Annotated in this window: 17 protein-coding genes; 6 read left to right on the top strand and 11 right to left on the bottom strand. The window is 67.9% G+C overall.

The features are described 5' to 3' along the window. Positions 1-33: 33 nt before the first annotated feature. Positions 34-2,262: a penicillin-binding protein 1A gene (locus CFB45_RS17965; RefSeq protein ID WP_089426710.1), complete on the top strand. Its 2,229-nt coding sequence runs from the start codon at positions 34-36 to the stop codon at positions 2,260-2,262. Positions 2,263-2,308: 46 nt separating this feature from the next. Here the strand turns inward: CFB45_RS17965 and CFB45_RS17960 are convergent, their stop codons facing one another. The 4 genes from CFB45_RS17960 to CFB45_RS17945 form a co-directional block, all read right to left on the bottom strand. Then, positions 2,309-4,237: a WG repeat-containing protein gene (locus CFB45_RS17960; RefSeq protein ID WP_089426709.1), complete on the bottom strand. Its 1,929-nt coding sequence runs from the start codon at positions 4,235-4,237 to the stop codon at positions 2,309-2,311. A gap of 54 nt (positions 4,238-4,291) precedes the next feature. Further along, positions 4,292-5,554, bottom strand: coding sequence for a hypothetical protein (locus CFB45_RS39480; RefSeq protein ID WP_256978262.1), 1,263 nt, complete (start codon positions 5,552-5,554; stop codon positions 4,292-4,294). Positions 5,555-5,962: 408 nt separating this feature from the next. Next, positions 5,963-7,063: an adenosine deaminase gene (gene add / locus CFB45_RS17950; RefSeq protein ID WP_089426708.1), complete on the bottom strand. Its 1,101-nt coding sequence runs from the start codon at positions 7,061-7,063 to the stop codon at positions 5,963-5,965. A 46-nt stretch (positions 7,064-7,109) separates the two neighbouring features. Continuing rightward, positions 7,110-8,459, bottom strand: coding sequence for an NCS2 family permease (locus CFB45_RS17945; RefSeq protein WP_089426707.1), 1,350 nt, complete (start codon positions 8,457-8,459; stop codon positions 7,110-7,112). 94 nt (positions 8,460-8,553) lie between these two features. Here CFB45_RS17945 and CFB45_RS17940 point away from each other — a divergent pair, with 94 nt between their 5' ends. Beyond that, a complete protein-coding gene (locus tag CFB45_RS17940; protein ID WP_089426706.1) occupies positions 8,554-9,465 on the top strand; it encodes a LysR family transcriptional regulator in 912 nt (303 codons plus the stop codon). 6 nt (positions 9,466-9,471) lie between these two features. On the opposite strand, the gene CFB45_RS17935 is transcribed toward CFB45_RS17940, so the two are convergent. The 4 genes from CFB45_RS17935 to CFB45_RS17920 form a co-directional block, all read right to left on the bottom strand. Further along, positions 9,472-10,524 carry a nucleoside hydrolase gene (locus CFB45_RS17935; protein WP_089426705.1) on the bottom strand — a complete coding sequence of 351 codons (1,053 nt, stop codon included), beginning with the start codon at positions 10,522-10,524 and terminating at the stop codon, positions 9,472-9,474. A 10-nt stretch (positions 10,525-10,534) separates the two neighbouring features. Further along, positions 10,535-11,647, bottom strand: coding sequence for a porin (locus CFB45_RS17930; protein ID WP_089426704.1), 1,113 nt, complete (start codon positions 11,645-11,647; stop codon positions 10,535-10,537). Between the two features lie 160 nt (positions 11,648-11,807). Then, complete coding sequence (locus tag CFB45_RS17925) at positions 11,808-13,127, bottom strand: hypothetical protein (protein ID WP_089426703.1); 1,320 nt, start codon at positions 13,125-13,127, stop codon at positions 11,808-11,810. 396 nt (positions 13,128-13,523) lie between these two features. Further along, positions 13,524-14,942 carry an MFS transporter gene (locus tag CFB45_RS17920; protein WP_089426702.1) on the bottom strand — a complete coding sequence of 473 codons (1,419 nt, stop codon included), beginning with the start codon at positions 14,940-14,942 and terminating at the stop codon, positions 13,524-13,526. A gap of 449 nt (positions 14,943-15,391) precedes the next feature. Here CFB45_RS17920 and CFB45_RS17910 point away from each other — a divergent pair, with 449 nt between their 5' ends. Further along, positions 15,392-17,836: a DUF3772 domain-containing protein gene (locus CFB45_RS17910; RefSeq protein ID WP_089426700.1), complete on the top strand. Its 2,445-nt coding sequence runs from the start codon at positions 15,392-15,394 to the stop codon at positions 17,834-17,836. A 117-nt stretch (positions 17,837-17,953) separates the two neighbouring features. Here the strand turns inward: CFB45_RS17910 and CFB45_RS17905 are convergent, their stop codons facing one another. Then, a complete protein-coding gene (locus CFB45_RS17905) occupies positions 17,954-18,448 on the bottom strand; it encodes a hypothetical protein (protein WP_089426699.1) in 495 nt (164 codons plus the stop codon). A 163-nt stretch (positions 18,449-18,611) separates the two neighbouring features. Then, positions 18,612-20,123: an L-piperidine-6-carboxylate dehydrogenase gene (gene amaB, locus CFB45_RS17900; protein ID WP_069252500.1), complete on the bottom strand. Its 1,512-nt coding sequence runs from the start codon at positions 20,121-20,123 to the stop codon at positions 18,612-18,614. A gap of 621 nt (positions 20,124-20,744) precedes the next feature. Between amaB and CFB45_RS17890 the strand changes: the two genes are divergently transcribed. The 3 genes from CFB45_RS17890 to CFB45_RS17880 all read left to right on the top strand — a co-directional run bounded on the left by CFB45_RS17890 (position 20,745) and on the right by CFB45_RS17880 (position 24,541). Continuing rightward, positions 20,745-22,325, top strand: a complete 1,581-nt coding sequence (locus CFB45_RS17890) for an amino acid permease (protein ID WP_089426697.1) — start codon at positions 20,745-20,747, stop codon at positions 22,323-22,325. A gap of 156 nt (positions 22,326-22,481) precedes the next feature. Continuing rightward, positions 22,482-23,750, top strand: coding sequence for an NAD(P)/FAD-dependent oxidoreductase (locus CFB45_RS17885; protein WP_089426696.1), 1,269 nt, complete (start codon positions 22,482-22,484; stop codon positions 23,748-23,750). Between the two features lie 116 nt (positions 23,751-23,866). Next, positions 23,867-24,541: a TetR family transcriptional regulator gene (locus tag CFB45_RS17880; RefSeq protein ID WP_089426695.1), complete on the top strand. Its 675-nt coding sequence runs from the start codon at positions 23,867-23,869 to the stop codon at positions 24,539-24,541. Positions 24,542-24,616: 75 nt separating this feature from the next. Here CFB45_RS17880 and CFB45_RS17875 read toward each other — a convergent pair whose 3' ends face one another. Next, positions 24,617-26,410, bottom strand: coding sequence for a phospholipase D-like domain-containing protein (locus tag CFB45_RS17875; protein ID WP_089426694.1), 1,794 nt, complete (start codon positions 26,408-26,410; stop codon positions 24,617-24,619). Between the last annotated feature and the right edge of the window lie 44 nt (positions 26,411-26,454).

The following is a 26,454-nucleotide window of genomic DNA, read 5'->3' as shown; positions in this document are numbered from 1 at the left end:
GATCGCGCCTCTTCCATCCGCGCTCCTGTCGCCTTGAATCGCTTCGTGCCGCTTCTCCGACACGCGTGGCTCCGTTGCCGCGCCCGCGTCGTACCGTTCGCCGCCGCCTGCGGCGCCCGCCTCCGCGCGCTGGGCGCCGGCGTGCTGCATCGCCTGCGCCATCCGACGCGACGCGGCGTCGCGCTGACGCTCGCCGCGATCCCGGTGCTGGGCCTGCTGGTGCTGCTCGCGTTCGTCCCGTTCACGCCGAGCATCGGCGACATCCGCAAGGCGCGCATCGATCGTCCCGCGCGCGTGCTGTCCGCCGACGGCCAGCTGATCGCCGAGTTCCGGCCCGTCAACCGTGAATGGGTGCCGCTCAAGCAGATCTCGCCGCACATGGTCGACGCGCTGATCGCGACCGAGGACCACCGTTTCTACGCGCATCACGGCATCGACGTGCGCCGCACGCTCGCGGCCGGGCTGCACACGTTCTCGGGCGACCGCCAGGGCGGCTCGACGATCACGCAGCAGCTTGCACGCAACCTGTATCCGGATGAAGTCGGCCGCGCGCCGACGCTCACGCGCAAGGTGAAGGAGCTGATCACCGCGTTCAAGATCGAGTCGGTGTACAGCAAGGACGAGATTCTCGAGACCTACCTGAACACCGTGCCGTTCCTGTACAACGCGTACGGCGTCGAAATGGCCGCGCGCACCTACTTCGGCAAGTCGGCCGACCAGCTCGACATCGTCGAAAGCGCGACGCTCGTCGGGATGCTGAAGGGCAACAGCTACTACAACCCGGTGCTGAACCCGGAGCGCGCGGTACAGCGACGCAACATCGTGCTCGACCGGATGGCGCAGATGCACATGCTGACGCCGCAGCAGCTCGCGAAACTGCAGCGCCAGCCGCTGCGCGTCGACTTCGAGCCGCAATCCGGGCAGCCCGGCCTCGCCCCGCACTTCGCGGTGCAGTTGCGCAAATGGCTGATCGCGTGGGCCGATCGCAACAACTACGATCTGTACGCCGATGGACTCGTCGTGCGCACGACGCTCGACGCGCGACTGCAGGACATGGCGACGCAGGCGCTGACGCGGCAGACCGAACGGCTGCAGGCGATCGCCGACAGCGCGTGGCGCGGCCCGTCCGGCTGCGGGCTGCGCAACGACCTGTTCCGCGGCTTCATCCGCCAGACGCCCGACTATCGGCAAGCGCGCGACGCGGGGCTGACCGATGTCGTGGCGCTGAAGCGGCTCGGCGCCAATCGCGATTTCATGCGCGCGCTGTGCGAGCGCAAGACGCAGGTGCAGGCCGGCTTCGTCGCGATCGATCCGCGCAACGGCGCGATCCGTGCGTGGGTCGGCAGCCCCGATTTCGGCAGCGAGCCGTTCGATCACGTGTCGCAGGCGCGGCGCCAGCCCGGCTCGACGTTCAAGCCGTTCGTCTATGGCGCCGCGTTCGCGGACGGCATGCGGCCGGGCGATACGTTCATGGACCGCCCCGTGGCGATCCCGATCGACGGGCGCGCGGTCTGGCGCCCGACCGATGCCGAGCCGCCGACCGATGAGCCGATGACGCTGCGCGATGCGCTCGCGCTGTCACGCAACCGCATCACCGCGCAGGTGATGCAGCACGAAGGCGCCGCGAAGGTCGCGCAGCTCGCCCGCGCGATGGGCGTGCGCGAGAGTCCGCTCGACGCGGTGCCGTCGCTCGCGCTCGGCACGAGCCCCGTCACGCTGAAGGAGATGGTGTCCGCGTACGGCACGATCGCGAACCGCGGGGTATACGTCGCACCGCAGATGATCACGCGCATCGAGGACCGCGACGGCAAGGTGCTCGCCGTCTTCGGCAGCGCGCCGCCCGAACGTGCGTTGCCCGAGCCCGCCGCGCAGACGCTAGTGGACGTGATGCGCGATGTCGTCGATCGCGGCACCGGCGCCGACATCCGTTCGCGTTACGGCATTCGCGTCGACGTCGCCGGCAAGACGGGCACGACGCAGGACAACGCGGACGGCTGGTTCATCCTGATGCATCCGCAGCTCGTGGCCGGCGCGTGGGTCGGCTTCGACGACGGCAGCGTGACGCTGCGCAGCGACTACTGGGGCGCGGGCGCGCACAGCGCGCTGCCGATCGTCGGCAGTTTCTACGATGCGGCGCTGCGCGCGCGGGCGATCGATCCGCACGCGCAGTTCTCGCCGGATTTCCGGCCGCGCAGCGCGCCGGCGCCACGGCGGCGCACGCCGCATCCGGGCCTGTTCGACTGGCTGAAGTTCTTCCGCTGATCGGAGTGCCGGCGCGCCACGCCGGCCTCCACGACAACGGCTCGGCCTATCGAAGCGTCGTCGTCACGTGCCCGTCCGCGTACAGCCATACGGGCACGCCGTCGTCGCGCAATGCGGCGACCGGTTCGCCCACGCTCCAGCTCTGCGCGACCGCGACACGGCGGACGAACCACGGCATCAGCATCGCGTGTCCGTCGGCGGCATCGCGATCGTCGTCGAACAGCGCATCGTCACCGATGCGCGTGTAACGCGCCGGATGCAGCACGGTGCCGTCCGCGCGAAGCACCGTCGCACGCACGTCGTTGCCGCCCTCTTCCTCCACACACGCCAGCCAGCCGTGACCGGCGCCCCAGAACAGGCCGGCCACGTCGTCGTAGCGTCCCTGCACGAGCGTCGCGCCCGTCTCGAGATCGCAGATCGCGAGCTGCACCGGCTCGCCCGGCAGGACACCGATCGCGTAACGCGTGAACAGCTCGCCCGGCACGGCTTCGTCATCGGGCAACCACGGCAGCGCCCCCATGTTGACGAAGTCGAACGGCGTCAGCACGCGGCCCTGCCCGTCGACGATCGTGCAACGCCCGTCGTCGCGCCGCACGACATGGCGGATCGCGCCGAGCTCCGTCAGCATGTCCGTCCGTTCGTCGTCGGTCAGCCTGGCGACTTCCGCATAATGCGGCTCGACGACGACGCGGCCTTTCGCATCGACGAGGCCGACGTGACCGTTGCGCCGCGCGACGAAGGCGCCGCATTCGGACGACCATTCGAGCGCATCCCACTCGGGCTGCGCGCGCCATTGCCCGTCGCGCCCGATCAGCCCCCACCGTTCGCCCTCGGATACCGCCGCGACGGTGCCGTTCTCGAACTCGTGCGCATCGTCGAAACGCGGCGGAATCGCCCACGCACCGCGCGTGTCGACGAAGCCCCAGCGGCCGTCCAGGCTCGCGGACGCGACTCCGCCCGTGAAGTCGCCGAAATCGTCGAGCGACGGTTCGAGCACCCACGTGCCGTCCGTGCGCACGAGCCCGAACCGCTCACCGACGCGCACGCAGGCGACGTCGCCGCTGAAATCCCACACGGCGTCGAACGACGGTTCGCGCACGATCCGCATCTCGTCGCTGTCGCCATCACCGTCGCGGTCGACATCGCCATCGGCGAACAGCAGGCCGACCTTCCCGTCGCGCTCGGCCCACAGGAGCCGGTCGTCGCGCGCGCCGCTCGTCCACAGGTTCGTCCACTCGGGCGGCACGATCACGTGCCACGCATCGTTGGTTTCACGTCGCACACCCCACAGCCCGTTGCGTGCGCGAAAGCTGAACGTGCCGTAGCCGAGCCGGTCGCCGTGCACTTCGCCGGCATCGAACAGCTCGGCAAACGCCACGCCGCGCGGCGGCTGCTGACGAACGAAATAGTGATGCAACAGGCCGCCGAACCCGAAGCCCCACGCCCAGTCGCGCCAGTCGGGCGGCGACTCGATCTCGAGCGCATCGCGCACGCCGCGCACGTCGCGGAAATCCATGCAGTTCGCGACCTGCCACCACAGCCGCGTGCAGGCATCGCGTTCCTGGTCGATGTAGTCGTTCGGATCGCCGCCGTCGAGCCACGACAACTCGTCGAGATTCGCGGAAAACCGGGCTGCGCCGTGCGCGTCGCCGAGCGCATCGATCGATTCGCCGAGATGCCGCACGACCGCATCGAACTGGCGCGCGAGCGCCGGATCGTCGCCGGGCAGCGGATACGCGACGACGAACGACGCGAGCCGGCTGAGTCGCGCAAGCGCGGCGCGCGCGTCGCTGGTGAGATTCGGCGTGCCGGCATCGCCGAATACGCGCTGATCGGTGATCGCGTCGCCCGCGCCGCCGTCGGCGAGCAATACGCGCCATAGCAGCGGAAAGTGATTGTTGGATTCCGCCAGCGCGATCGTCCGCGCGTCGTCGCCGTCACCGGCCTGGAGATACAGCCATGATCGATTGCCCATTGGAAGGGTCGCCCTGGTTCTTGTTGTCGTCGTATTGCGTCGGTTCGCCCGCCATCAGCGTGCGGTGGATGCCTTCAGCAGCCGCAGGATCTCCGGCGTGTCGGCGGCGTCCGCCAGCACTTTCGCGGACGGCTTCACGCCGGCGTCGAGCAGGCGCTGCACGCCGTCGACACGGCGCGCAGTCACCTCGCCGTCGAGCAGCGCATCGTCATGCAGCACGTCCGGGTTCGCCTCCTTCGCGAGCAGCACGAAGACCGAAGCGGCCACGGGCGGATTCAATGCGTCCGGCAATGCGACGTCGGCGAGCCGGTACGGGTTGTTGTCATGGAGCTGCCAGCGCAGCACGCCGCGCGCCTGCAACTTGCCGAGCGCGGCGAGTGCCTCCGGTTCCGGCAGTTTCACGATTTCGGCGACGAGGTCGCTCGCGTGCTCTTCGCGGCCATCGCGCAGCGTGTCGGGCGGCGGCAGGCTCGGCACCAGCGCGTCGAGCACGAGTGCCTGCCGGCGCGCGCGATCGGGCGACGCCTGCGCGCCTGCGTCGGGCCGGATCTGCCGCAGCAACTGGCCGGCCACGCGCCAGCGATCGTCGCGGCCGAGTTCGTCACGCGGCACCTGATGCGCGCGCAACAGCATGCCGAGCCGGCGCCACATCGTATCGATTTCCTTGTCGTCGTTCGACATCAGGCCGTCGCCAACGATCTCGTCGAGCGCCTGGCCGCACACGAACGCGCGCTGCCGCACCGGATCGAGGTCGGCGAAATACGTGTGCGCGGCTTCCGGCAGCGCATCGAAGTCGGCCTGGCTCATGTCGGGCGGACGGTGGCCCGGGCACGGGCCCGCGCCGGCAATCTCCCGCCCCGCCACCGCCTTCACGGGCTCCGGCGGCGAATCGCCGCTGCGCGCGACCGGATACAGTTCCATGCCGTTGACCTGAAAACCCTGTATCGCCAACATCACGACGCCAGTCGTCGAATGCTTCGTCTCGAAGTTCTTGCCGGCAATCGATGTAACCTGATACGGCGCGCCGATCGGCAGCTTGATCAGTTCGCCGCCCGGCACGTCGAGCACGCAGGTGCCCGGCGGCGCCTTGTCGGGACCGTCGGTTTCCAGCTCGGCCTCGTGCGTCGGCGCCGTTTCGACACTCCACTGGCCGGCGTCGCGCACACGCAGCACGATCTCGCCGCCCACTTTCTCGACGCGCAGCGTCGCGGGTTTGCCGGCCGCCGGCGCGTAATCGCCGAGCAACGCATCACAGGCAGTGCCGGCCCGCGCGGACAGCGACGCGAGCAACAGCAGACAGAACAAGGGGGTACGCACGGCTGAAGCCTCTCTCTTCGAATTGTTTTGGGAATATCCGGCGCGACAGCGCACGGCGGCTGCGACACGACCAATCGCTACCGGACGCCAATATAGCGAACGCGGGCGACGCGTGCCAGCCGGCGCGGGCAATAACGGCGATGTGCAGGAAATGAAAAGGTATGGAGAGGCGTGTGCCGGCTCAGGCCACCCGGACGAAGCGGAGCCGCCGCGCGCCGCGCACCATCGTCGTCATCGCTCAACGAGGGGGGAGCCCGCATGACCCAGAGCGCAGTCGCGATCGCGAACCTGCTGCACCGCTACGCGGAATCGCTCGACGCCGGCGGCCTGCCGGGCGTCGTGAAGCTGTTCCGGCACAACGAGTCGCCGGCCGGTTGAAGCACCAGCCGGCGTAAAACGCAGCCGCGTTCAGCCCGCCGCGAGCGTGGCAGCCAGCACGTCGAACTCCGGCGCCCACGCCGCACGCCACGCAGCCTTCGTCGCGTCGTCCACCCACGCGCCGTCGATCCCGTTCAGCATGAACTGCTTCAGCTCGGCCACGGTGAACCCGAAATGGCTGAACATCAGTTCCCATGCCTCCGACGGATTGACCTTGTGCAGCGTCGGATCGTCGGTGTTCGGATGGATCTTCAGCCCGAGGCCCGGCATCTTGCGCATCGGGTGAAGTTCCGCCCATTGCTCCGGCGGCAGCGTACGCAGATAGTACGAATTCGTCGGCACGACGGTGAAGACGATCCCGCGCTCCGCATAGCGCGCGCACAGCTCCGGGTTGTCGACGATCGTGTAACCGTGATCGACGCGATCGACCTGCAACAGATCGACGGCCGTCTCGACGTTGCGCCACGGCATCCCGAACTCGCCCGCATGCGCGGTCGTGCGAAAGCCCGCCGCGCGCGCATTGCGGTACGCCTTCCAGAACAGCTCCGGCGGCCGGTCGTTCTCGCGATAGTCGATCCCGAGCCCCGCCACTTCATCCGCGCGGTTCGCCTTCATCCATTCGACGATCGCCACCGCTTCGTCGGGATCCTGCTCGCGGTCGATGCTCGGGATCAGGCGCGCGCCGATCCCGAAGTCGCGTGCGGCGTCGCGAATACCCGTCACGATCGCGGCCTGCGCATCCTCATACGCGATCCCCGACACGCGCACCGTACCCGTCGGATTCCAGAAGAATTCCGCATGCCGGACGTGGTGCGCGGCCGCATCCTCCAGATACTCGTAGGCGATCCGCCGCAGGTCGTCGGGCTGCGTGAGCAGATACCGGTCGAGCGCGCGCAGCACATGCAGCACGCCGACCGGCTTCTCGCCCCGCGCATAGAACGCGTCGATCTCCGCGCGCTCGATCGGCGCGCCGCTGCGCGCCGCGAGCGCGACGAACGTGTCGTGCCGCACCGCGCCGAGCAGGTGGCAATGCAGCTCGACCTTCGGCAGCGCGTGGAAGAAGGCCCGGTGGGCCGGCGTGATCTCGATGCCCGTGCGCGCGGCCGGGACGTTACCTGGTGTTGCCTTCATTGCAGTCTCGTTATGGGTAGTGCCGATGCGTCGCGAAAGCCGTCTCTCAGTGCGGCTTCACGACGGTCCAGAAGTAGTAGCCGAGCGGAAGCGCGAGCACGACGAGCCCCCACGACACGTCGCGCCAGCGGCCGGCCAGCAGCTTGACGAGCACGTAGCACAGCAGCCCGCCCGCGATGCCGGTGCCGAAGCTGTTCGACATCAGCGTGAGCAGCACCATCGACATCACGGGCAGCGCATCGGTGAAGTCGTCGAAATGCGTATGGCGGATCGTCGCGAACATCGACAGCCCGATCAGGATCAGCGCCGGCGCGGTCGCCTCTTTCGGGATCGCGAGCGCGACCGGCACGAACAGCAGCATCGCGGCGAACAGCACGGCCGCCGCCAGCGACGACAGCCCGCTGCGGCCGCCGGCCTCGACGCCTGCCGCCGATTCGATCAGCGCGGTCAGCGCGGGAATGCCGAACACGGGCCCGAGCGTCGCCGCGAGCGAATCGACGAGGAACGGCCGGTTGATGTTCGGCAGGTTGCCCTGCTCGTCGAGCAGGTTCGCCTTCGCGCCGACCGCGAGCGCGGTGCCGAGCGTCGAGAAGAATTCCGCCGCGAAGAACGCGAACAGGTACGGCGCGGCCGCGAGGCTCAACGCGCTGCCGATGTCGAGCTTGAACGCGATCGGCGCGATGCTGTGCGGCAGCGACACGAACGACGCGGGCAGATGCGTGACGCCGAGCGGCACGCCGGCCGCGGCTGCGACGAGGATCGCGATCAGGATCGCGCCGGGCACCTTGCGCGCCTGCAGCACGATCGCGACCGCGAGGCCGATCAGCGCAACGAGCGCACCCGGCCGCGAGAAATCGCCGAGCGCGAACGCGTTGGTCTTCGCGTTCGCGACGACCATCCCCGCGTTGCGCAGCCCGAGCATCGTCACGAACAGCCCGATCGACGCGCCGAGCCCGAGCTTGATCTGCACCGGAATCAGCCGCACCACGACGCCGCGTGCGCCGAGGATCGTCAGCAGGAAGAACAGCACGCCCGACACGCAGGCAATGCCGAGACCCGTCTGCCAGCCGACGTGCTCGGTCGTCGCGAGCGTCACGCCGATGATCACCGAGCCGCCGATGCCGGGGCCGACGAGGAACGGCAGGTTCGCGTAGAGCCCCATCAGCGTGGTGAACAGCACGAACACGATGATCGTCGCGGTCGTCGCCGCGCCGCGCTCCATGCCGCCCGTCGCGAGCAGCGACGGGATCACGACGAGCAGGTACGCGGCCGCGAGAAACGACGTGACGCCCGCGATCGTCTCCGTGCGCACGCTCGTGCCGCGCGCGGCGAGCGCGAAGCGGCGTTCGAGCCAGTTGGCCGGCGCGTGCGCCGGCATCGTGTCAGTCGCTGACATGGTGGTTCTCCTGTGATTCCGAATATTGTCCTGTGTCGATTCACGCGGCGCGGTCTTATACTGCCGCGTACCGCATCCCGACCGCTATTGCCCGATGTCGTCCGACCGCTCGTCGCTGCTGCCCGCGCTCACGCTGCGGCAGGTCCAGCACTTCGTCGTGCTTGCCCACGCACGCAGCTTCACGCAGGCCGCGCAGGCGCTGTCGCTCACGCAGCCCGCGCTCACCGCGTCGATCCGCCAGATCGAGTTCCTGCTCGGCGGGCGCCTGTTCGCGCGCTCCGCGCACCGGCTCACACTCACCTCCGCAGGCGTTGCCGTGCTGCCGCTCGCCGAACGCCTGCTCAACCAGGCGCGCGGCACCTTCGACGACATGACGCGGCTCATCGGCGAACGCATCCAGACCGTGCGCATCGCGTTCATCCCGTCGGTCGCGGGCCGCCTGCTGCCCGCGCTCAATGCGCTGCGCGACGCGCATCCGACCCTGCGCTTCACCCTCACCGACCTGCCCAACAGCGCGCTCGTCGAAGCCGTGCGCGACAGCGTCGCGGATCTCGGCATCGGCGTGCGCGAACCGGACAGCGACGACGGCACGCTGCGCTACCAGCAGCTCTTCGAGGACGAGATCGTGATCGTCGTGCGGCATGACGATCCGCTTGCCCGCGCGAAGAGCGTCACGTGGGCCAGGCTCGTCGATCGCGAGCTCGCGGTGTTCGTGCGCGGCAGCGTCAGCGAATCGCTGCATCGCACCGGCGGCGCCGAGAAGCTGCGCCTGAACGTCACGTACCGGATGGAATACACCGAGCCGCTCTACGCGCTTGCGCGCAACGGCCTCGCGACCGCCGTACTGCCGAGCCTCTACACGATGCATCTGCACGATCCCGAACTCGTCGCGCTGCGCGTCGACAAGCCGCGCGTCACGCGCGCGATCTCGCTGATCTCGCTCACCGGCGACGATCGCGGCCCGCACGTGCGCGCGTGCCGCGAATGGATTGCGAAGCACATCTGAATGCCTTCAGGGCAACTTCGCGATGCGCTCGACGAGCGCCGCGTAGAAGCGGTCCGCATCGACCTCGTTGATCCACGTCGCGTTCGCCGTACGGCCGCTGCGCCCGTTCCAGTCGACGACCGTCTCGCCGAGCGTCCACTGCCCGGTCGTCTCGACCGTCACGTTCACCTTGCGTCCGCCGAACAACGTCGGATCGACGAGATAGCCGACCGCGGTCGGGTCGTACATCGGCGCATCTTCGGCGCCGCGCCGCTTCTTGTTGTACGCGAGTTCGGCCTCCATGATGTCGGCGACGATCGCGCCGCAGCGATTGCCGAGCGCGCGGAACGGCGCGACGCGTGCCGGCGTGATCGGCGCTTTCACGGCGACATCGCGCGGCAGCACGACGATCGGCACGCCGCTGCCGAAGACGACTTCGGCCGCCTGCGGATCGACGTAGAGGTTGAATTCGGCGGCCGGCGTGATGTTGCCGCGCTCGAAGAACGCGCCGCCCATCAGCACGATCTCGCGCAGCGCGCCGCGAATCTGCGGCGCTTCGACCAACGCGGTCGCGAGGTTCGTCAGCGGGCCGAGCGCGCACAGCGTCACGCTGCCCGGCGCCGCGCGGCTCAGCGTATCGACGAGGTACGCCACCGCGTGACCGGCGGCAAGCGGTGCGCGCGGCTCGTGCAGCTCGACGCCTTCGAGCCCGGTCTTGCCGTGCACGTTCGCGGCCGTCACGAGGTCGCGCACGAGCGGACGCGGGCAGCCTGCGTAGACGGGCAGCGTCTTCGTGCGGCCGGCCCAGTCGCGAATGATCCGCGCATTGCGTTCAGTCAGGTCGAGCGGCACGTTGCCGGCGACGGCGGTCAGCGCGCGCACGTCGAGCTTGTCTTGCGCGCCCAGCGCGAACAGGATCGCGATGGCGTCGTCCTGCCCCGGGTCGGTATCGATGATCACCGTGCGGCGCCCGGCGGCGTCGCCGGCCGCGAACGCGCCCGTTTCCGGCAGCAGCGCGGTGCCGGCCAGCGCGGCGGACAGTTTCAGGAAGGTGCGGCGGGATGCGATCGGATGGGTCATGGTCGGGCGCTCAGAAAACATGCCGGACGCCGAGCGTCGCCATCATCTGGCGCGTGCCGGTCGACCGTGCGTACGCGAAGATCTGCGCATGGTCCGCGTCGCCGGCCGCCTGCTGCGCGATCACCGTCAGCGCGACGTCGGTGCGTTTCGACAGGAAGTAATCGGCCTGCAGGTTCACCTGGTGCCATTTCGGCCGCTTGTCGATCACGTCGTACTTGCCGTTCGTGAACGCATACGCGGCGCCGAGGAAGAGTTGCGGCGTCATCGTGTAGACGACGTTCACGCCGAGGTTCTGCAGGTGCAGGTGCGAATTGTCGAGGTAATCGTAGCGCACGTCGGTAAACATCGCCGCGAACTGCGCGCGGCCGATCGTGTAGAAGCCGCCCGTGCCCGCGATCCGCTGCCGGCTCGCGTAAGCCGCCGGCGACATCGCGCTCTTGCTGAAGATCAACAGCGGCGACGCATAGTCGTTCGCGATCGCGCCGTCCTGGTTCGTCGCGCTGTACGGATGGTTGTACTGCGCGTAGACCACGCTCCAGCGCAGCGGGCCCTGCTCGTAGCCGAGCCCGAAGCTGTATGCGCTGTTGTTCGCGAAGCCGGTCGCGTTGCTGAAGCCGTACAGCGCGGTGAATTTCAGGCCGTAGTAGACGGGGCTCACGTACTTCACCGAGTTCTGCACGCGGATGTCGTTGTAGCCGTTGTCGTTGTCGCCGATGTTCACGCCGTTGCTCGCGATGATCACCGGCCCGATGTAGTCGTGGATCGCATCGTACTGGCGGCCGAACGTCAGCGAGCCGTAGGTGCGGTCGGCGAGGCCGACGTAGGCCATCCGCCCGAACTCGCGGCCGTTCTGCGCGGCCGTGCCGGTCATCACGTTGAAGCCGTTCTCCAGCTGGAAGACCGCGGACAGCCCCTGCCCGAGATCCTCCTTGCCCTTCAGCCCCCAGCGCGGGTTCTGGTTCGTGCCGGACAGCGCCTGCCAGGCGTTCTTGCCGCCCTGGTTGGTCGCGAACCCGACACCGGCCGAGATGAGACCGTACAGCGTGATGCTGCTTTGCGCACAGGCATGCGTCGCGAAGGCGCCGAGCATCGCGAGCGGGGCGAGCTTGTAGAGAGTTTTCATCGGGTCGTGTGATCGGTGGTGGTCCAGGCGCGGCAGGGTTCCGCGAAACTGGCCTCGACTATACGAACCCGGATCGGATAATAAAAGTTTGCTTTTATTATGGTTCAATAAAACGGATTTATTCTCATCCGGATCGCTCCCGTGCCCGCCTCGCCGGCCGTCAATCCGCCGTGTCGCCGCCCTTCGGCAGCTTCGACCACGCTTTGCGCCCCGGCAACGGCGACCATGCCGGCCGCGTCTTGCGTGCGCTGTCGATCACGACCAGGTAGCGGCCCGCGATCGGCGTGATGTCGCGATCGCGACGCAGCACCCACAGCGACTTGCCGGCCTCGACGCGTGCCTGGTAGTCGTCGTCGAGCAGGCCGTGCTGGTCGAAGAACGTATTCAGCGAGGCGGGAATGCGCACGCACCCTTTCGAGTGCCGGATGCCCAGCAGCGCTTCGAGGCGATCGGGATCGGTCGCATGCATCTGGAAGCGCATCGGCGACACGCCGCCCTTGCCCCACCCACGCTCGCCGTCCACCCAGCCGAAGTCGTAGATGCGCATGTCGCGGTGCCCATAGCCGCGAATGCCGTTCTCGTTCGTCGTGCCTTCCGCGCGGAAATCCATGTTGTCCGGCGAGTGATGGAACACGCCGAGCGGCGTCAGGAAATGGTCGTACGTGCCCGGCAGCCCGGTGCCGACCGGCGATGCGCCAATCATCATCCACGCGTTGGCCGGCGTCGCGCGGAAGTAGATGAACAGCGCCTGGACGTTCGGCGCGCGGTCGACCATCGCGATGTATTCGCCGGCGAGGTCGCCGAGGTTCGCATCGACGAGCGCTTTCTGGAGACGCTCGCCGTACGCGCGTTGCTCACTTGCGGGCACGTTCAGGCGCCGCGTGACTTCCTGCGTGAAGCGCTTGCGCATGTCGATCGCGCGCGCCGTCGCATCTTTTGCCTCTTCGGCCGACAGGGGAGGATGCTGGCGCGGCGGTGTCGGTGCGGGTGGCTCGGCTTCGCTGGCGGCCGCAGCGGAAGCGGCCGATGCAGGTGCGGCGGCGGAAGCTGCGGAAGGTGCGGATGCGCCCGATGCATTCGCTGCGCCCGACGCCGGGCTGGCAGGCTCCACGGGATGCACGTGTGATGCGGCAGGCGCGGGCCTGGCCGCCGACGCACCCGACGATGCATGCGCCGCCGAAGCGGGATGCGCCCGAGAAGCTGCCGATGCGGGTGACTCGACTGATGAGGATGACGTAGCGACGGGCGCCGATGCGTCGGACGCCGCCAAGGCAGGCCGCTCGACGAGCATGGAGATCGGCAGTGCCGCGGCGATCCCGATACACGCAGCGGCGACACGGGCAAGGCAACGCGGCTTCGCAAATCGCCGCGTGAAGCTGAAAGGCATCATACGTTCGAAGCCATCGGCCGATCCGGCCGCCGCATGCTGCTGTTGCGGGCGGCGCATCTTCCGCGCAAGCCATCGACACGTCCGGCGCATCGTGTGCGCCCGGCGCCGACGCCTCTTCGCGGCGGAGCCGTTCGCTGTTGCAACGCGGTCGGTCCGATGGCGGCTAATGAGTCGTCAGGCCCTTCATTCTACGCGTCCGAGCAAGAATCGGCAGGGGCGAACGTCGCGGTTTTGCGCTTCGTCACGCTTTGTTTCAACTCGTTGCCGCTTGCTTGTTCGTTACGTGGCAGTCTGATTTATTGGGCGTGCGCGATCGATACAGGAAGCGGTGTGATTCGCCAAGGCACGACTGGGTCTTCAAATCAATTCGGATGCCAGATCACTCCAGATACGCGGTACATGCCGTAAGCGCGATGCAATCGCCATCGCATCACACGCACGCACGCACGCCGCACGAACCGTGCGACATGCGTGCGCAACCACCGGTTACTTCGAGATGGTTTCGAGCGCGATGCCCTTCGTGCGCGGCCCCATGAACCCGATCGCGGCCATCACGATCACCATCGCGCCCGCGATGAACGCGAACACGCCGAACGTGCCGAATCCCTTCAGCACCGCCGCGATCACGAACGACGAGAAGATCGCCGAGAAGCGGCTCCACGAATAGACGAAGCCGACGGCCCGTGCGCGGATCGACGTCGGGAACAGCTCGGCCTGATACGCGTGGAAGCTGTACGACATGATGTTGCTGGCGAGCGTGAGGCCGATGCCGAGCACGATCAGGAATGCACCCACCGTCGTCTGGCTGAACAGCAGCCCACAGACGACGATCGCCGCCGCCATCGCGACGATCACCGACTTGCGCTCGAAGCGGTCGGCGATCACGAGACCGATCAGCGGGCCGATCGGCGCGGCGAGCGCGATCACGCTCGAATACATCAGGCTCGACGTGATGGTGATGCCCTGCTTGATCAACAGCGTCGGCACCCAGTTCGCGAAGCCGTAGAAGCCGACCGTCTGGAACACGTTGAAGATCGTCATCATGATCGTGCGGCTGCGATATGGCTGCACCCACATGTCGCGGAAGCTGCCGCGCGGCGGCACGGGCTCGGCAGGCGCGGGCGGCGGCAGCGGCCGGCCGTATTCGGCTTCGACCTTCGCCTCGAGCGCACGCATGATGCGGTCAGCTTCTTCGACCCGGCCCTGCTGCGCGAGCCAGCGCGGGCTTTCCGGCAGTTCGCGGCGAATCCACCATACGAACAGCGCGCCGTGCGCGCCGATCAGCACGACCCAGCGCCAGCCGTCGAGGCCGAACGGGGCGTGCGGCACGAGCAGGTACGCGAGGAACGCGACCACCGGCACCGCGACGAACCCGACCGCCTGCTCGCACGCGAATGCGCGGCCGCGGATCTGCTTCGGGACGAGCTCGGAGATGTACGTGCCGATCGTCACCATCTCGACGCCGAGGCCGAGACCGACGACGAAGCGCCAGAAGTTCAGCCCGGCGGCGGTGTCCTGGAACGCCATCACGACGTTGGCGGCCGTGTACCACAGCAGTGACCACGTGAAGATCGCGCGGCGGCCGAAACGGTCGGCGAGGAAGCCGCACGCGATCGTGCCGATGAAGAGCCCGGAGAACAGCGCGGCGATGAAGCTCGCGACGCCCGTGGTGCCGAACAGGCCGTGCGTCGTTGCCGACAGGATTCCGCCTTTCACGAGGCCGGGGGCGACGTAGCCGCTATAGAGCAGGTCGTAGAGCTCGAAGAAGAAGCCGAGGCTCAGCAGGACGACGAGCTTCCAGACGGTGCGGGTGGGCGGCAGGCGATCCAGGCGGGCCGAAATGGAGCCGGGGTCGACGGGTGGGGATTGGGCAGGTGCCTGCGAAAGGCTGTCCGTTGAGGCCATCGTGGGCGCGTCTCCTGATCGTGTCGTGTTGTTGTCCGGCGACCCGCGAGCCGCCGTCGGGCGAATCGCTGCATTGTACCGGCAGGTCCGTCCGGTGCGAGCGCACCCCGGCCCCGATATCCCGAACGCGATGACGTGCAGCCCCCGGCCGCCGAACCGCTTCGGATACCCCATTTTTGCGTCAGATATTGTGTAACTTGCGTAACCGTCTGTCGGGTACGAGAAACGCGCCGGAACGGCTATCCGGCGTCACATCGCGGCGGCGCCGGCCCCACCGTCCGGGCCTGGTGCGCCGTTTCGCGCGGGCACGCACCACCGGAATCACCACAAACGGGGGACCCAATCGGTACAACCACGCGTTCCACACCCCGGTAACATGCTACCGGGCCAACCACCGGCTTCCGGGCGCCTTTCGGCGACCGGTATTGTCGGCAAATCGTAAGCATTCCATGTTCATACAACGACTATCCACCTACGCTCGGCGGATCGCCCTGATCGCGCTGCTGCAGTTCGCGGCGATCGCGACCGCGTCGGCGTTTCCGGCGGCCGCCTCGGCCCCGAACGCGAGCGGCGTCGGCGCGCCCGTCCCGGCCATCTCGCTGAACGACGCGGTCGCGCAGCTCAAGCAGATGCAGGCCGAACTCGACCGCATCAAGCAACAGACCTCGACCGCGTCCAACAGCAAGGAGCTGGACGGGCTCAGCGACTCGACGCAGGAGCTGAGCACCGATGTCGAGAAGCTGCAGAGCGATCTCGTGCCGCAGCGTGCGCAGATCCAGGGGCAGCTCGACGTGCTCGGCCCCGCGCCTGCGGAAGGCGCCGCGCCGGAAACGCCGGCCGTCGCGAAGCAACGGGCCACGCTGAACGCGCGCAAGACGCAGCTCGATGCAGCGCTGAAGCAGGCCGCCGACCAGAAGGCCAGCCTCACGAACCTGAACGAGCAGTTCGCGAAGCTGCATCGCGGCCTGCTGAAGAACCAGCTCGCGTTCCGTTCGGGCGGCATTTTCAGCGCGCAGTTCTGGCTGCCGCTGTTCCATCTTTCGCCGGACGACACCCAGCGGCTCGGGGATTTCGACGAAGAAATGCTCGACATGCTGCGCTCGTCGTGGGTGCCCGGGCAAAAGGCGATCACGGTGGTGCTGCTGGTTGCCGCGTTCGCGGCATGGTTGGGCGGCCGCCGGCTCATCGAGCGCGGGCTCGCGTGGTTCTGCGTGAACCGCCTGCCGGCCACGCGTTTGCGCCGCAGCGCGCTGGCGTTGTCGACCGCGCTGTCGACGCTGCTGGCAACCGCCATTGCCGTCCAGATCTTTTACCTCGCCGTCGCGCGCCATTACGACCTCACGCCGGCGCTGAACGATCTGTGGGACCAGTTCGCGAAGCTTGCCGCGACCTGCGCCCTGATCGCCGGACTCGGCCGTGCGCTGCTCTGCACGAAGCATCCGTCGTGGCGCCTGCCCGCGCTCGCCGATCCGGTCGCGCTCGCGATGAAGCCGTTCCCCGGCATCCTGGCCGCGCTGCTGCTGGTATCCGGCACGCTCGAATCGATCAACCGGATCGTCGACACCAGCCTGTCGGTCACGCTGTTCGGCCGCGGGATCGTGTCGCTCGTCGTCGCGGTGACGGTCGGTGCATCGTTGCTGCGCTCGAACCGCGCGCGCAGCGCGCTCGCGGCTGCCGGCGAAGCGCCCGAGCAGCGCTCGACGCTCGCCGGGCTGATCCATGCCGCCGTCACGCTCGCCATCATCGCGACCCTGATCGCGCTCCTGATCGGCTACATCACGGTCGCGCGCTTCATTACCTACGAGCTCGTGTGGTTCGAGATCGTGCTGGGCGCCACCTACATCCTGATCCAGTTGACGCGTGACGCGAGCGAAAGCCTGTTCTCGTCGAGCCTGACGACGGGCCAGCAGATCAAGCACCTGTTCGCACTCGAGGATCGTCACCTCGATCAGGCTCGCACGGTCCTGTCCGGCTTCGGCACGAGCCTGCTGATGCTGATCGCGGCCATCGCGCTGCTGACGGGCGGCTTCGGCACGACGCCGGGCGACCTGATGGACAGTGCAGTCGCGATGATCGGCAGCCAGCGGCTGCAGAGCCTGAACATCATGCCCGACCGGATCATGAACGCCGTGATCGGGTTCGCGATCGGCTTCTACCTGCTGCGCTCGCTGCGCCGCTGGCTCGACAGCGAGTTCATGCCCGCGCTCGGCATGGATACCGGGATGCGCGTGTCGCTGATCACGCTGTTCACCAACGTCGGCTACGTGCTGCTCGTGCTGATGACGCTCGGGCTGCTCGGCGTCCGGTGGAACAACCTCGCGTGGATCGTCAGTGCGTTGTCGGTGGGTATCGGTTTCGGCCTGCAGGAGATCGTGAAGAACTTCGTGTCGGGGCTGATCCTGTTGACCGAGCGCCCGGTGAAGGTGGGCGACATGATCAGCATCGCGGGCGTCGAAGGCGACATCCGCCGCATCAACGTGCGCGCGACCGAGATCCAGCTCAGCGATCGCTCGACCGTGATCGTGCCGAACTCGCAACTGATCTCGCAGAACCTGCGCAACGTGACGATGGGCAACAGCACGCAGGGCGTCGCGACGCTGGTGCTGACGTTCCCGCTGAACACCGATCCCGAGCAGGTGCGCGACCTGCTGCTCGAAGCCTATCGCTCGCATGCGGCGATTCTCGAGAAGCCGGCGCCGTCGGTCACGTTCAGCCAGCTCACGCCGGACGGCATCACGCTGAGCGTGACGGGCTACGTGTCGAGCCCGCGGATCGCCGGCTCGACGAAGAGCGACCTGCTGTTCGAGATCCTGAAGCAGTTGCGCGCGGCGGGCATCACGCTGTCGAGCCCGCAGATGCTGGTCGTGCAGAACATGCCGGCGGCGGAGCAGTGATTCACGTTCCGCGCCGCGCGCATTCACGCTAGGCGAGCTGTCCGCAGGCGGTGCGAAGGTTCGCGATATCGTCCCGCTCGCCTGCGGTTGGTTTGCCGGTATTCGGCCGGATGCCGATCAACCCGACGCATTCGTCAATGGCGGCAAGGGAATCCCGCCCTGCTCCAGGACGGCGATGGCCTTGCGAAGAAAGGCCAGCGGCTGATCGGTTCTCGTGCCGTACAAATCGACGATCCCGACTTCGACGACGGCTTCGACCAACGTCATGAATCTTTGCAACTCGCCCTCCGGCAGTGCCGATTCGATTCCTGCCGGAACGGGATCGCCTCTGCCGTTGAGTTCGAGCAAAGCTCCGCTGTACTCCCACTCGGGCAAGCTTCCGGCGACAGCGATGGAATCGAGATGAGCGAGAAGCGCGTCGATGGCCGCGTGCGAAAACCCGTTTGCGTCGCAATAGCGACGCAAACACGAAGACGCATAGACTTGCATCCCGACCGGCGACAACATCGCCAGTCTCTCGAGAAGCTCTTTTCCGTTCACGATCTCGGTACCATCAACCGGGGTCGGCTGATCCGTTTTGCCCGAGAAAGAGTCTGTCGACGTGTCGCCCATACGCGTTCCCGGCCGGTCATCGATTAATCACCCGCGCCAATCGCCCCAATCGACGCCTACGCGCACGATACCGTATTCCCCGCTCCAAACATAAAGGGCCGGCACCGCAACGCGGCAGCCGGCCCTTTCTCCTTCTACGCAGCGCCCTCCCGGGCGCCCCGCATCAAACGTCGAACTTCACGCCCTGCGCCAGCGGCAACTGACGGCTGTAGTTGATCGTGTTCGTCGCGCGGCGCATGTAAGCCTTCCACGCATCCGAACCCGACTCGCGGCCGCCGCCCGTTTCCTTCTCGCCGCCGAACGCGCCGCCGATCTCCGCGCCGCTCGTGCCGATGTTCACGTTGACGATCCCGCAGTCGCTGCCCGCTGCCGACATGAACTGCTCGGCCTCGCGCATGTCGTTCGTGAAGATCGCCGACGACAGGCCTTGCGGCACCGCGTTGTGCAGTTCGATCGCGTCGTCGAAGTTGTCGTAGACCATCACGTACAGGATCGGTGCGAACGTCTCGCGCTCGACCACCGCCGATTGCTTCGGCATCCGCACGATGGCCGGACGCACGTAGTACGCATCCGCGTGACCGACGTCGACGCGCTCGCCGCCCTTCACTTCGCCGCCCTGCTCGCGTGCATCGCCCAGCGCCTTCTGCATCGCATCGAACGACGCGCGATCGACCAGCGGACCGACCAGCGTGCCTTCTTCAAGCGGGTTGCCGACCTTCACCGACGCGTAGGCCTTCTCGATGCGCGGCAGCAGCTGCTCGACCAGGCTGCGATGCACGATCAGGCGGCGCAGCGTCGTGCAGCGCTGGCCGGCCGTGCCGACCGCAGCGAACGTGACCGCGCGCACCACGAGATCCAGATCGGCGCTCGGCGCGACGATCATCCCGTTGTTGCCGCCGAGTTCGAGGATGCCGCGCGCAAGACGCTGGCTCAGCACCTTCGCGACTTCCTGGCCCATCCGCACGCTGCCCGTCGCGCTCACGACCGGCACCTTCTTCGATGCCGTCAGCACCTCGCCGACATCGCGCATGCCGAGCACCAGCTGGCTCAGTTCCGCCGGCGCGACGCCCGGGTGGGTCTTCTCGAATTCGCGGATCGCCTTCTGCAGCAGCACGTGGCATGCGATCGCGGTCAGCGGCGTCTTCTCGGACGGCTTCCACACGACCGAATCGCCGCACACGAATGCGAGCGCCGCGTTCCATGCCCACACGGCGACCGGGAAGTTGAACGCCGAGATCACGCCGCACACGCCGATCGGGTGCCACGTTTCCATCATCCGGTGGCCCGGGCGCTCCGAGGCGATCGTGAGGCCGTAAAGCTGGCGCGACAGACCGACCGCGAAATCGCAGATGTCGATCATTTCCTGCACTTCGCCGAGGCCTTCCGACGTGATCTTGCCGGCTTCGAGCGTGACGAGGCGGCCGAGTTCGGCCTTGTGCTCGCGCAGCACGTTGCCGAACACGCGCACGAGTTCGCCGCGCACCGGTGCCGGCACCGTGCGCCACTTGAGGAATGCGTCGTGCGCGGCGTCGATCTTGCGCTCGGCGTCGGCGGGCGTGTCGACGGCCAGCGTCGCGAGCGTCGCGCCGTCGAGCGGCGAACGCGCGGTCAGCGCATTGCCTTTCCACTGGGCGAGATCGATGTCGAGCGCGGCAAGAATGTCGTTGAATTGCATCACTTCCTCTTCAGGGACAGATTGATCGGTGCGGCGGCAACGCCGCCCACGTGATTCGATTGGAGCGCGTTCGCGCGCCCTGTGCAAGCGGATGCGCCGCGCGGCAGGCCCGGTGCGCCGTCGGGCGCATCGCGCCGCGCCGCCGCCGGAAGCCCGCCGGACGGCGCGCTCCCGCCTCGCAGGGCACGATCCATGAAACACATTGTCGGTGGCCACAAGTCGGGCCGCTATTGATATTAACTCACGACTTCATTCCGAAAACGCAATACCTCGACGGATCGACCGGATGCGTTTGGGCGCCGACACGGGACGTTTCCAAAGCCCGTGGCGGGGCCATCGGACGCATCGCGGTACGACGCAAGTTGATGACAATCCCGCATCACCCTATTCGGAAATATCGTTTGCCGCCCGTGCACGGGGCACACACAATCGTTGCGACGTCGGGGTGCACCGCACCCGGCGCGCCGCCGGCCGCCATCACGGCTGCCGGACGACAGACGAAGGCGACACGCATCGCGGCCCGCTCACCCGGCCCGTTTCAGCACCGCATCACCGCTGCCGGCAACGCGTCGCGCTTCGTCACCGAAAATACAATCCCGGAGACAGCGCCCAGCGCCCGCCATGCATTCAGATGCCCGCCCCGATTCGCCCCGCCCCTCCGGCTCGCCGCCCGCGAAGCCGTCCCTCCACCGCGCGCTGCAGGCACGCCATCTGCGGATGATCGCCATCGGCGGCTCGATCGGCACGGGCCTGTTCGTCGCGTCCGGCGCGTCGATCTCGCAGGCCGGCCCCGGCGGAGCCATGCTCGCGTACATGGTGATCGGCCTGATGGTCTATTTCCTGATGACGAGCCTCGGCGAGATGGCCGCGTTCATGCCGGTGTCGGGCTCGTTCGCGACCTACGGCGCGAAGTTCGTCGACGAAGGCTTCGGCTTCGCGCTCGGCTGGAACTACTGGTACAGCTGGGCCGTGACATTGGCCGTGGAGCTCGTCGCCGGGCAGCTCGTGATGAACTACTGGTTCCCGCATGTACCGGGCGTCTGGTGGAGCGCGCTGTTCCTCACGCTGATCTTCGCGCTCAACGCGCTGTCGGTGCGCGGCTTCGGCGAAGCCGAATACTGGTTCGCGCTGATCAAGGTGCTGACGGTGCTCGCGTTCGTCGGCGTCGGCCTGCTGATGATCTTCGGGATCATGCAGGGCGGCCCGAGCGCGGGCTGGGGCAACTTCACGATCGGCGACGCGCCGTTCGCCGGCGGCTGGGCGACGATGCTCGGCGTCGCGATGATCGCGGGCTTCTCGTTCCAGGGCACCGAGATGATCGGGGTCGCCGCCGGCGAATCGGAAAACCCGCGCACGACGATCCCGCGTGCGGTGAGCCAGATCTTCTGGCGCATCCTGCTGTTCTACGTGCTGGCGATCTTCGTGATCGGCGTGCTGATTCCCTACACCGACCCGAGCCTGCTGAAGAGCGACGTGACCGACATCGGCGTGAGCCCGTTCACGCTCGTGTTCCGCCACGCGGGCCTCGCATTCGCCGCCGGCGTGATGAACGCGGTGATCCTGACGGCCGTGCTGTCGGCCGGCAACTCGGGCATGTATGCATCGACGCGAATGCTCTACAACCTCGCGGTCGAAGGCCGTGCGCCGAAGATCTTCGCGAAGCTGTCGCGCGGCGGCGTGCCGCGCAATGCGCTGTATGCGACGACGGCCGTCGGCGCCTTGTGCTTCCTCACGTCGCTGTATGGCGACAAGACCGTGTACCTGTGGCTGCTGAACACGTCGGGCATGGCCGGCTTCATCACGTGGCTCGGCATCGCGGTCAGCCACTACCGCTTCCGCAAGGGCTTCCTGAAGCAGGGCTACCGGCTCGACCAGTTGCCGTACCGGTCGAAGTGGTTCCCGTTCGGCCCGCTGTTCGCGTTCGCGCTGTGCGCGGTGATCGCGCTCGGCCAGGACTACCAGGCGTTCCTCTCCGACAAGATCGACTGGGTCGGCGTCGCCGCGACCTACATCGGCCTGCCGTTCTTCCTCGCGATCTGGCTCGGCTACGCGATCGTGCGCAAATGCCGTCTCGTGCGCTACGAAGACATGGAGATCGCTCCCTGGATCGAACGCAACGCGACGCCCGAGCCCGCCCGCCAAGCTGAAACCGGCTACGCGAGCTACGGCGCCCGTCCGGCCAACCCGACGCCGGGCGCCTGATCGCGCGGATCGGCCTGGATCAATCCGGATCGCACCGGCCGCCATGCGAGTGCGGCGGCCGGTGCCCAGACAACCCCTATTCGACGCGGCGCGCACGTTCAGGCAAGATCGACGCGCGCCGTCTGTTTTTCCGCCGTCAAGAGTCAACGAAATCGCATGCAGAACTTCTACGAAGCCACCGTTACCCGCCAGCCCTACCCGCAACTGACCGGCACGATCGACACGCAGGTCTGCATCGTCGGCGGCGGCCTCGCCGGCCTGTGCACGGCGCTCGGCCTCGTCGAGCGCGGCGTGCATGACGTCGTCGTGCTCGACAGCGAACGCGTCGGCTTCGGCGCATCGGGCCGCAACGGCGGCTTCGTCTTCGGCGGCTACAGCCTCGACAACGCCGACCTGCTGCGCACGCTCGGCCGCGACGAAGGGCGCCGGCTGTACCGGCTCACCGTCGACGCGGTCGACCTGATCCGCGCACGGATCGCGCGCTATGGCATCGACTGCGACATCGTCGACCAGGGCGTGATGCTCGCGAACTGGTTCGACGATCCGTCCCGGCTCGACAGCGTGCGCACGCTGATGAAGGACGAACTCGGCGTCGACTGGGAACCCGTTTCGACGGACGCGCTGCGCAAGCGGCTGAAGACGCAGCGCTACTACGGCGGCCTGTTCGAGCCGAACGCCTTCCACTTCCATCCGCTCAAGTACGTGCTCGGCGTCGCGGCGGCCGCGTCGCGCGGCGGTGCGCGGGTGTACGAACGCTCGGCCGCGCTCGGCATCGCGCGCGAAGGCGCCGGGTACGTCGTGCGCACGGCGCAGGGCACGGTGCGCGCGAAGGACGTCGTGTTCGCCGGCGGCGGCTACGCGCGCGGCGTGTCGCCGCGCATCGAGCGCGCGGTGCTGCCGATCGCGACCTACGTGATCGCGACCGAACCGCTCGGCGCGCGCCTGCCGGACGCGATCGACGCGCCGTACGCGATCTACGACACGCGTTTCGCGTTCGACTATTACCGTCCGCTGAAGGACACGCGCATCCTGTGGGGCGGCCGGATCTCCGTGCTCGACCGCGGCCCCGACGCGATCGCGCGCCTGCTGCGGCGCGACCTGCTGCGCGTGTATCCGCAACTGGAAGGCGTGAAGGTCGACTACGCGTGGGGCGGGCTGATGAGCTATGCGCGGCACAAGATGCCGCAGATCGGCCGCGACGCGGACGGCGTGTGGCACACGATCGCGTTCGGCGGCCACGGGATGGCGCCGACCACGGTGGCCGGCGAAGTGCTCGCGGCCACGCTGGCCGAAGGCCGGCCGGTGCCGGAAGGCTTCAACGCGTTCGGGCTCACGCGCACGTTCGGGCTGGCGGGCCTCGCTGCCGCCCAGCTCACGTACACGGCGTACCAGGCCCGCGACGCGCTCGCGTCCTGCCGCCGCTGAGCGGCGGCCACGGCGGCCGAAACCGCCCCGTCGATTAGAGCGGAAGGTCGGCCGGGCGGGAATTTCCCACATGCTAGAATGGCTTTTCCAAGCCGCCGAAGCCACAATAAAGCCACATGAAAGCAGGAAGCAAGGCCGCCACGTCCGACCCCCGCGCGCTTCCGTCCGATGCGCGGCGCAAATACGATCCCGAGCAAACCAAGCGCAACATCCTCGACGTCGCCACGCAGGAATTCTCTGCGATGGGCCTCGCCGGCGCACGCGTCGATGCCATCGCCGAGCGCACGAACACGACGAAGCGGATGCTCTACTACTACTTCGAAAGCAAGGAAGGCTTGTACGAAGCCGTGCTGGAGAAGGTGTACGGCGACATCCGCGCGCTCGAGCAGGAGCTGCACGTCGGCGACATGGAGCCGCGCGAGGGCATGCGCCGCCTCGTCGAATTCACGTTCGACTATCACGACAAGCATCGCGACTTCGTTCGCCTCGTGTCGATCGAGAACATCCACGGCGCGAAGTATCTCGAACAGCTCAAGTCGTTCAAGAACCGCAACGTCAGCATCATCAAGACGCTCGAGGAACTGGTCGAGCGCGGCGCGGCGAGCGGCGCGTTCCGCAAGGACATCGACGCATTCGACCTGCACCTGCTGATCAGCTCGTTCTGCTTCCACCGCGTGTCGAACCGTTACACGTTCGGCGCCGCATTCGGCCGCGATCCGTCGGCGCCGCGCCTGCGCGCGCGGCACCGCGACACGATCGCCGACGCCGTGCTGCGCTACGTCGCCGCGTAAGCGGCGGCGGCAGCCGGTTTCCCTGCCGGACTCAGGCCGGGCGCGCGACATCCGCGCCCGGCCTTCTCTCGTGGGTCAATCCGTCGGCGCGGTCGACGCCAGTGCGATCCTCGCCTTCTCTTCCGGGCTTCCCGCCACGTAGTACTTCTTCGCCCAGCTCGAATCGGGTGCAAGCGCGAGTCGCGCATGCGCGCCCGTGCCCCCGTCCGTGCCGTGCTGCTTCGCATGGATCGCCAGTGCCCGCGCGCGGTAGTGCTCGTACAGCCGCAGGAATTCCGCGAGATAGATCGCCGCGATCCGCTGATCACGGATCTCGAGCAGGTTCTCGTCGTTGAACTGCTCGGAATTGCGGCTCATGTTCGCCGAGCCCGTATAGACGACCGGATTCGCGCCCTCCGCATCGATCACGATGAACTTGTGATGGATCACGACGGGCGGAAAAGCCGGCGCCGGCTCCCCCGGAAACAACCGTAATTCCGGCTCGAAACCCTGCGGCACGGTGGCCGGCGAGAAATACTGGGCATCGATCACGTCGTGGTTGTCGCGGCTGCGGTGGTACAGCTCGAGGTTCGCGAGCGTGGCCGCATCGAGCGTCTGGCCGGCCTGCTGCCCGGCATCGGCCTTCGTCGCGCTGCCGACGTTGATCTTGTTCACCAGCCCGAACATCATCAGCCCGCGGTCACCGGCCGCGAAACACGCGTCGCGCAGCGCCGCGTCGGTCGGCATGAACAGGCAGAACGACACCGAATGCTTCGCGGCCGCGATCGCGGCGACGATCGTGTCGATCTCGGTGCGCTGCCCCGCCGGCTCCGGCGAAAACGCGAGCCGCACCTGCGCGCTGCCGATCGTCATCGGTGCCGACCAGCCCGGCGACAGCTTCGCCGTCTCCGCGATCGACGGATTCCCGGCCAGCGCATGCGCGCGATCGTTGTACAGCGCGGCGAGCGCGGGCGAATCGAATGCGTGCAGCACGTTCGCCTGCTCCGTGAGCCCTTCGGTCGTGAAATTCGCGGAACCGGTCAGCACGCGCGAGGGCGCCGCATTCGCCGACGCATCGGTCACGATGAACTTGTCGTGCATGATGTGCGTCTTGTCGCGCGGCGCGAGCGTCGCGAGACCCTGCAGCGCGTCGACGGCCGGCTGGTTCGGCGACGGCAGCGGCGGCTTGCCCTTGCGCGCCGTCGTGTGCGCGTCGTAGACGATCGCGAGCGACGCTTCGCCGTGCTGGCGTCCGAACGCTTCGAACGCGGGCAGCGCCCACAGCGTGTCGGTCAGGTGATAGACGGCCGACGCCGCGCGCGACGCGGGGTCGAGCATCTCCGCGAACACCTGCTCCATGTCGTTCGCGAGCCACGTGCGCAGCTTCAGCGCCTGCGCGGCGCTCGGCGCCGCATTCGGCGCGAGGCCCAGCGCCGCCACCTGCCTCGCGAAGGCCTGCGAGCTGACCACCGCACGGTTGAACCACGTGCCGATGCCGTCCTCGATGTGCGCGGGCAGCACCACGTCGCACACGCCGGCTTGGACGTCGAGCACCTGCAGGTTCGCCGGCGTGCCGACGACCGGATACACGTCGTAGCGGAACGCCGCACCGCGGTCCTGCGGATCGATGCGTGCATCCCACCACATGAATTTCTGGATCGGCGCCTGGTCGGTCGGCGCATCGCCCTGCGTGTGTGCGGCCGGGCCATCGAACGTCAGGCGGTTCGGCAGCCAGCTGTCCGGCGCGCGCGTCTTGCCGTCGGCCGACCAGAACCCCGGCGTGCGCCGGATCGCGAAGCCGAGGAAATCGGAACGCGACGCCGCATCGGGCCAGTCGAAGGCCAGCAGGACCAGGGTGGGGGAAAGATAGCTGCGCACGCTGACGGTCATTCGTTGCTCCCTGGCCTGGCGGCCGGTCGAGGTGAATGGGTCAG

This window comes from Burkholderia sp. HI2500, assembly GCF_002223055.1.
Lineage (GTDB): Bacteria > Pseudomonadota > Gammaproteobacteria > Burkholderiales > Burkholderiaceae > Burkholderia.
This window is presented reverse-complemented; position numbering and strand designations above follow the sequence as displayed.

What these genes read in the sequence shown, in the direction of transcription:
- CFB45_RS17960 (WP_089426709.1), bottom strand. Translation starts at nt 4,237, where the DNA reads ATGGGCAATCGATCATGGCTGTATCTCCAGGCCGGTGACGGCGACGAC.
- add (WP_089426708.1), bottom strand. Translation starts at nt 7,063, where the DNA reads ATGAAGGCAACACCAGGTAACGTCCCGGCCGCGCGCACGGGCATCGAG.
- CFB45_RS17945 (WP_089426707.1), bottom strand. Translation starts at nt 8,459, where the DNA reads ATGTCAGCGACTGACACGATGCCGGCGCACGCGCCGGCCAACTGGCTC.
- CFB45_RS17940 (WP_089426706.1), top strand. Translation starts at nt 8,554, where the DNA reads ATGTCGTCCGACCGCTCGTCGCTGCTGCCCGCGCTCACGCTGCGGCAG.
- CFB45_RS17935 (WP_089426705.1), bottom strand. Translation starts at nt 10,524, where the DNA reads ATGACCCATCCGATCGCATCCCGCCGCACCTTCCTGAAACTGTCCGCC.
- CFB45_RS17930 (WP_089426704.1), bottom strand. Translation starts at nt 11,647, where the DNA reads ATGAAAACTCTCTACAAGCTCGCCCCGCTCGCGATGCTCGGCGCCTTC.
- CFB45_RS17925 (WP_089426703.1), bottom strand. Translation starts at nt 13,127, where the DNA reads ATGCGCCGGACGTGTCGATGGCTTGCGCGGAAGATGCGCCGCCCGCAA.
- CFB45_RS17920 (WP_089426702.1), bottom strand. Translation starts at nt 14,942, where the DNA reads ATGGCCTCAACGGACAGCCTTTCGCAGGCACCTGCCCAATCCCCACCC.
- CFB45_RS17910 (WP_089426700.1), top strand. Translation starts at nt 15,392, where the DNA reads ATGTTCATACAACGACTATCCACCTACGCTCGGCGGATCGCCCTGATC.
- CFB45_RS17905 (WP_089426699.1), bottom strand. Translation starts at nt 18,448, where the DNA reads ATGGGCGACACGTCGACAGACTCTTTCTCGGGCAAAACGGATCAGCCG.
- amaB (WP_069252500.1), bottom strand. Translation starts at nt 20,123, where the DNA reads ATGCAATTCAACGACATTCTTGCCGCGCTCGACATCGATCTCGCCCAG.
- CFB45_RS17890 (WP_089426697.1), top strand. Translation starts at nt 20,745, where the DNA reads ATGCATTCAGATGCCCGCCCCGATTCGCCCCGCCCCTCCGGCTCGCCG.
- CFB45_RS17885 (WP_089426696.1), top strand. Translation starts at nt 22,482, where the DNA reads ATGCAGAACTTCTACGAAGCCACCGTTACCCGCCAGCCCTACCCGCAA.
- CFB45_RS17880 (WP_089426695.1), top strand. Translation starts at nt 23,867, where the DNA reads ATGAAAGCAGGAAGCAAGGCCGCCACGTCCGACCCCCGCGCGCTTCCG.
- CFB45_RS17875 (WP_089426694.1), bottom strand. Translation starts at nt 26,410, where the DNA reads ATGACCGTCAGCGTGCGCAGCTATCTTTCCCCCACCCTGGTCCTGCTG.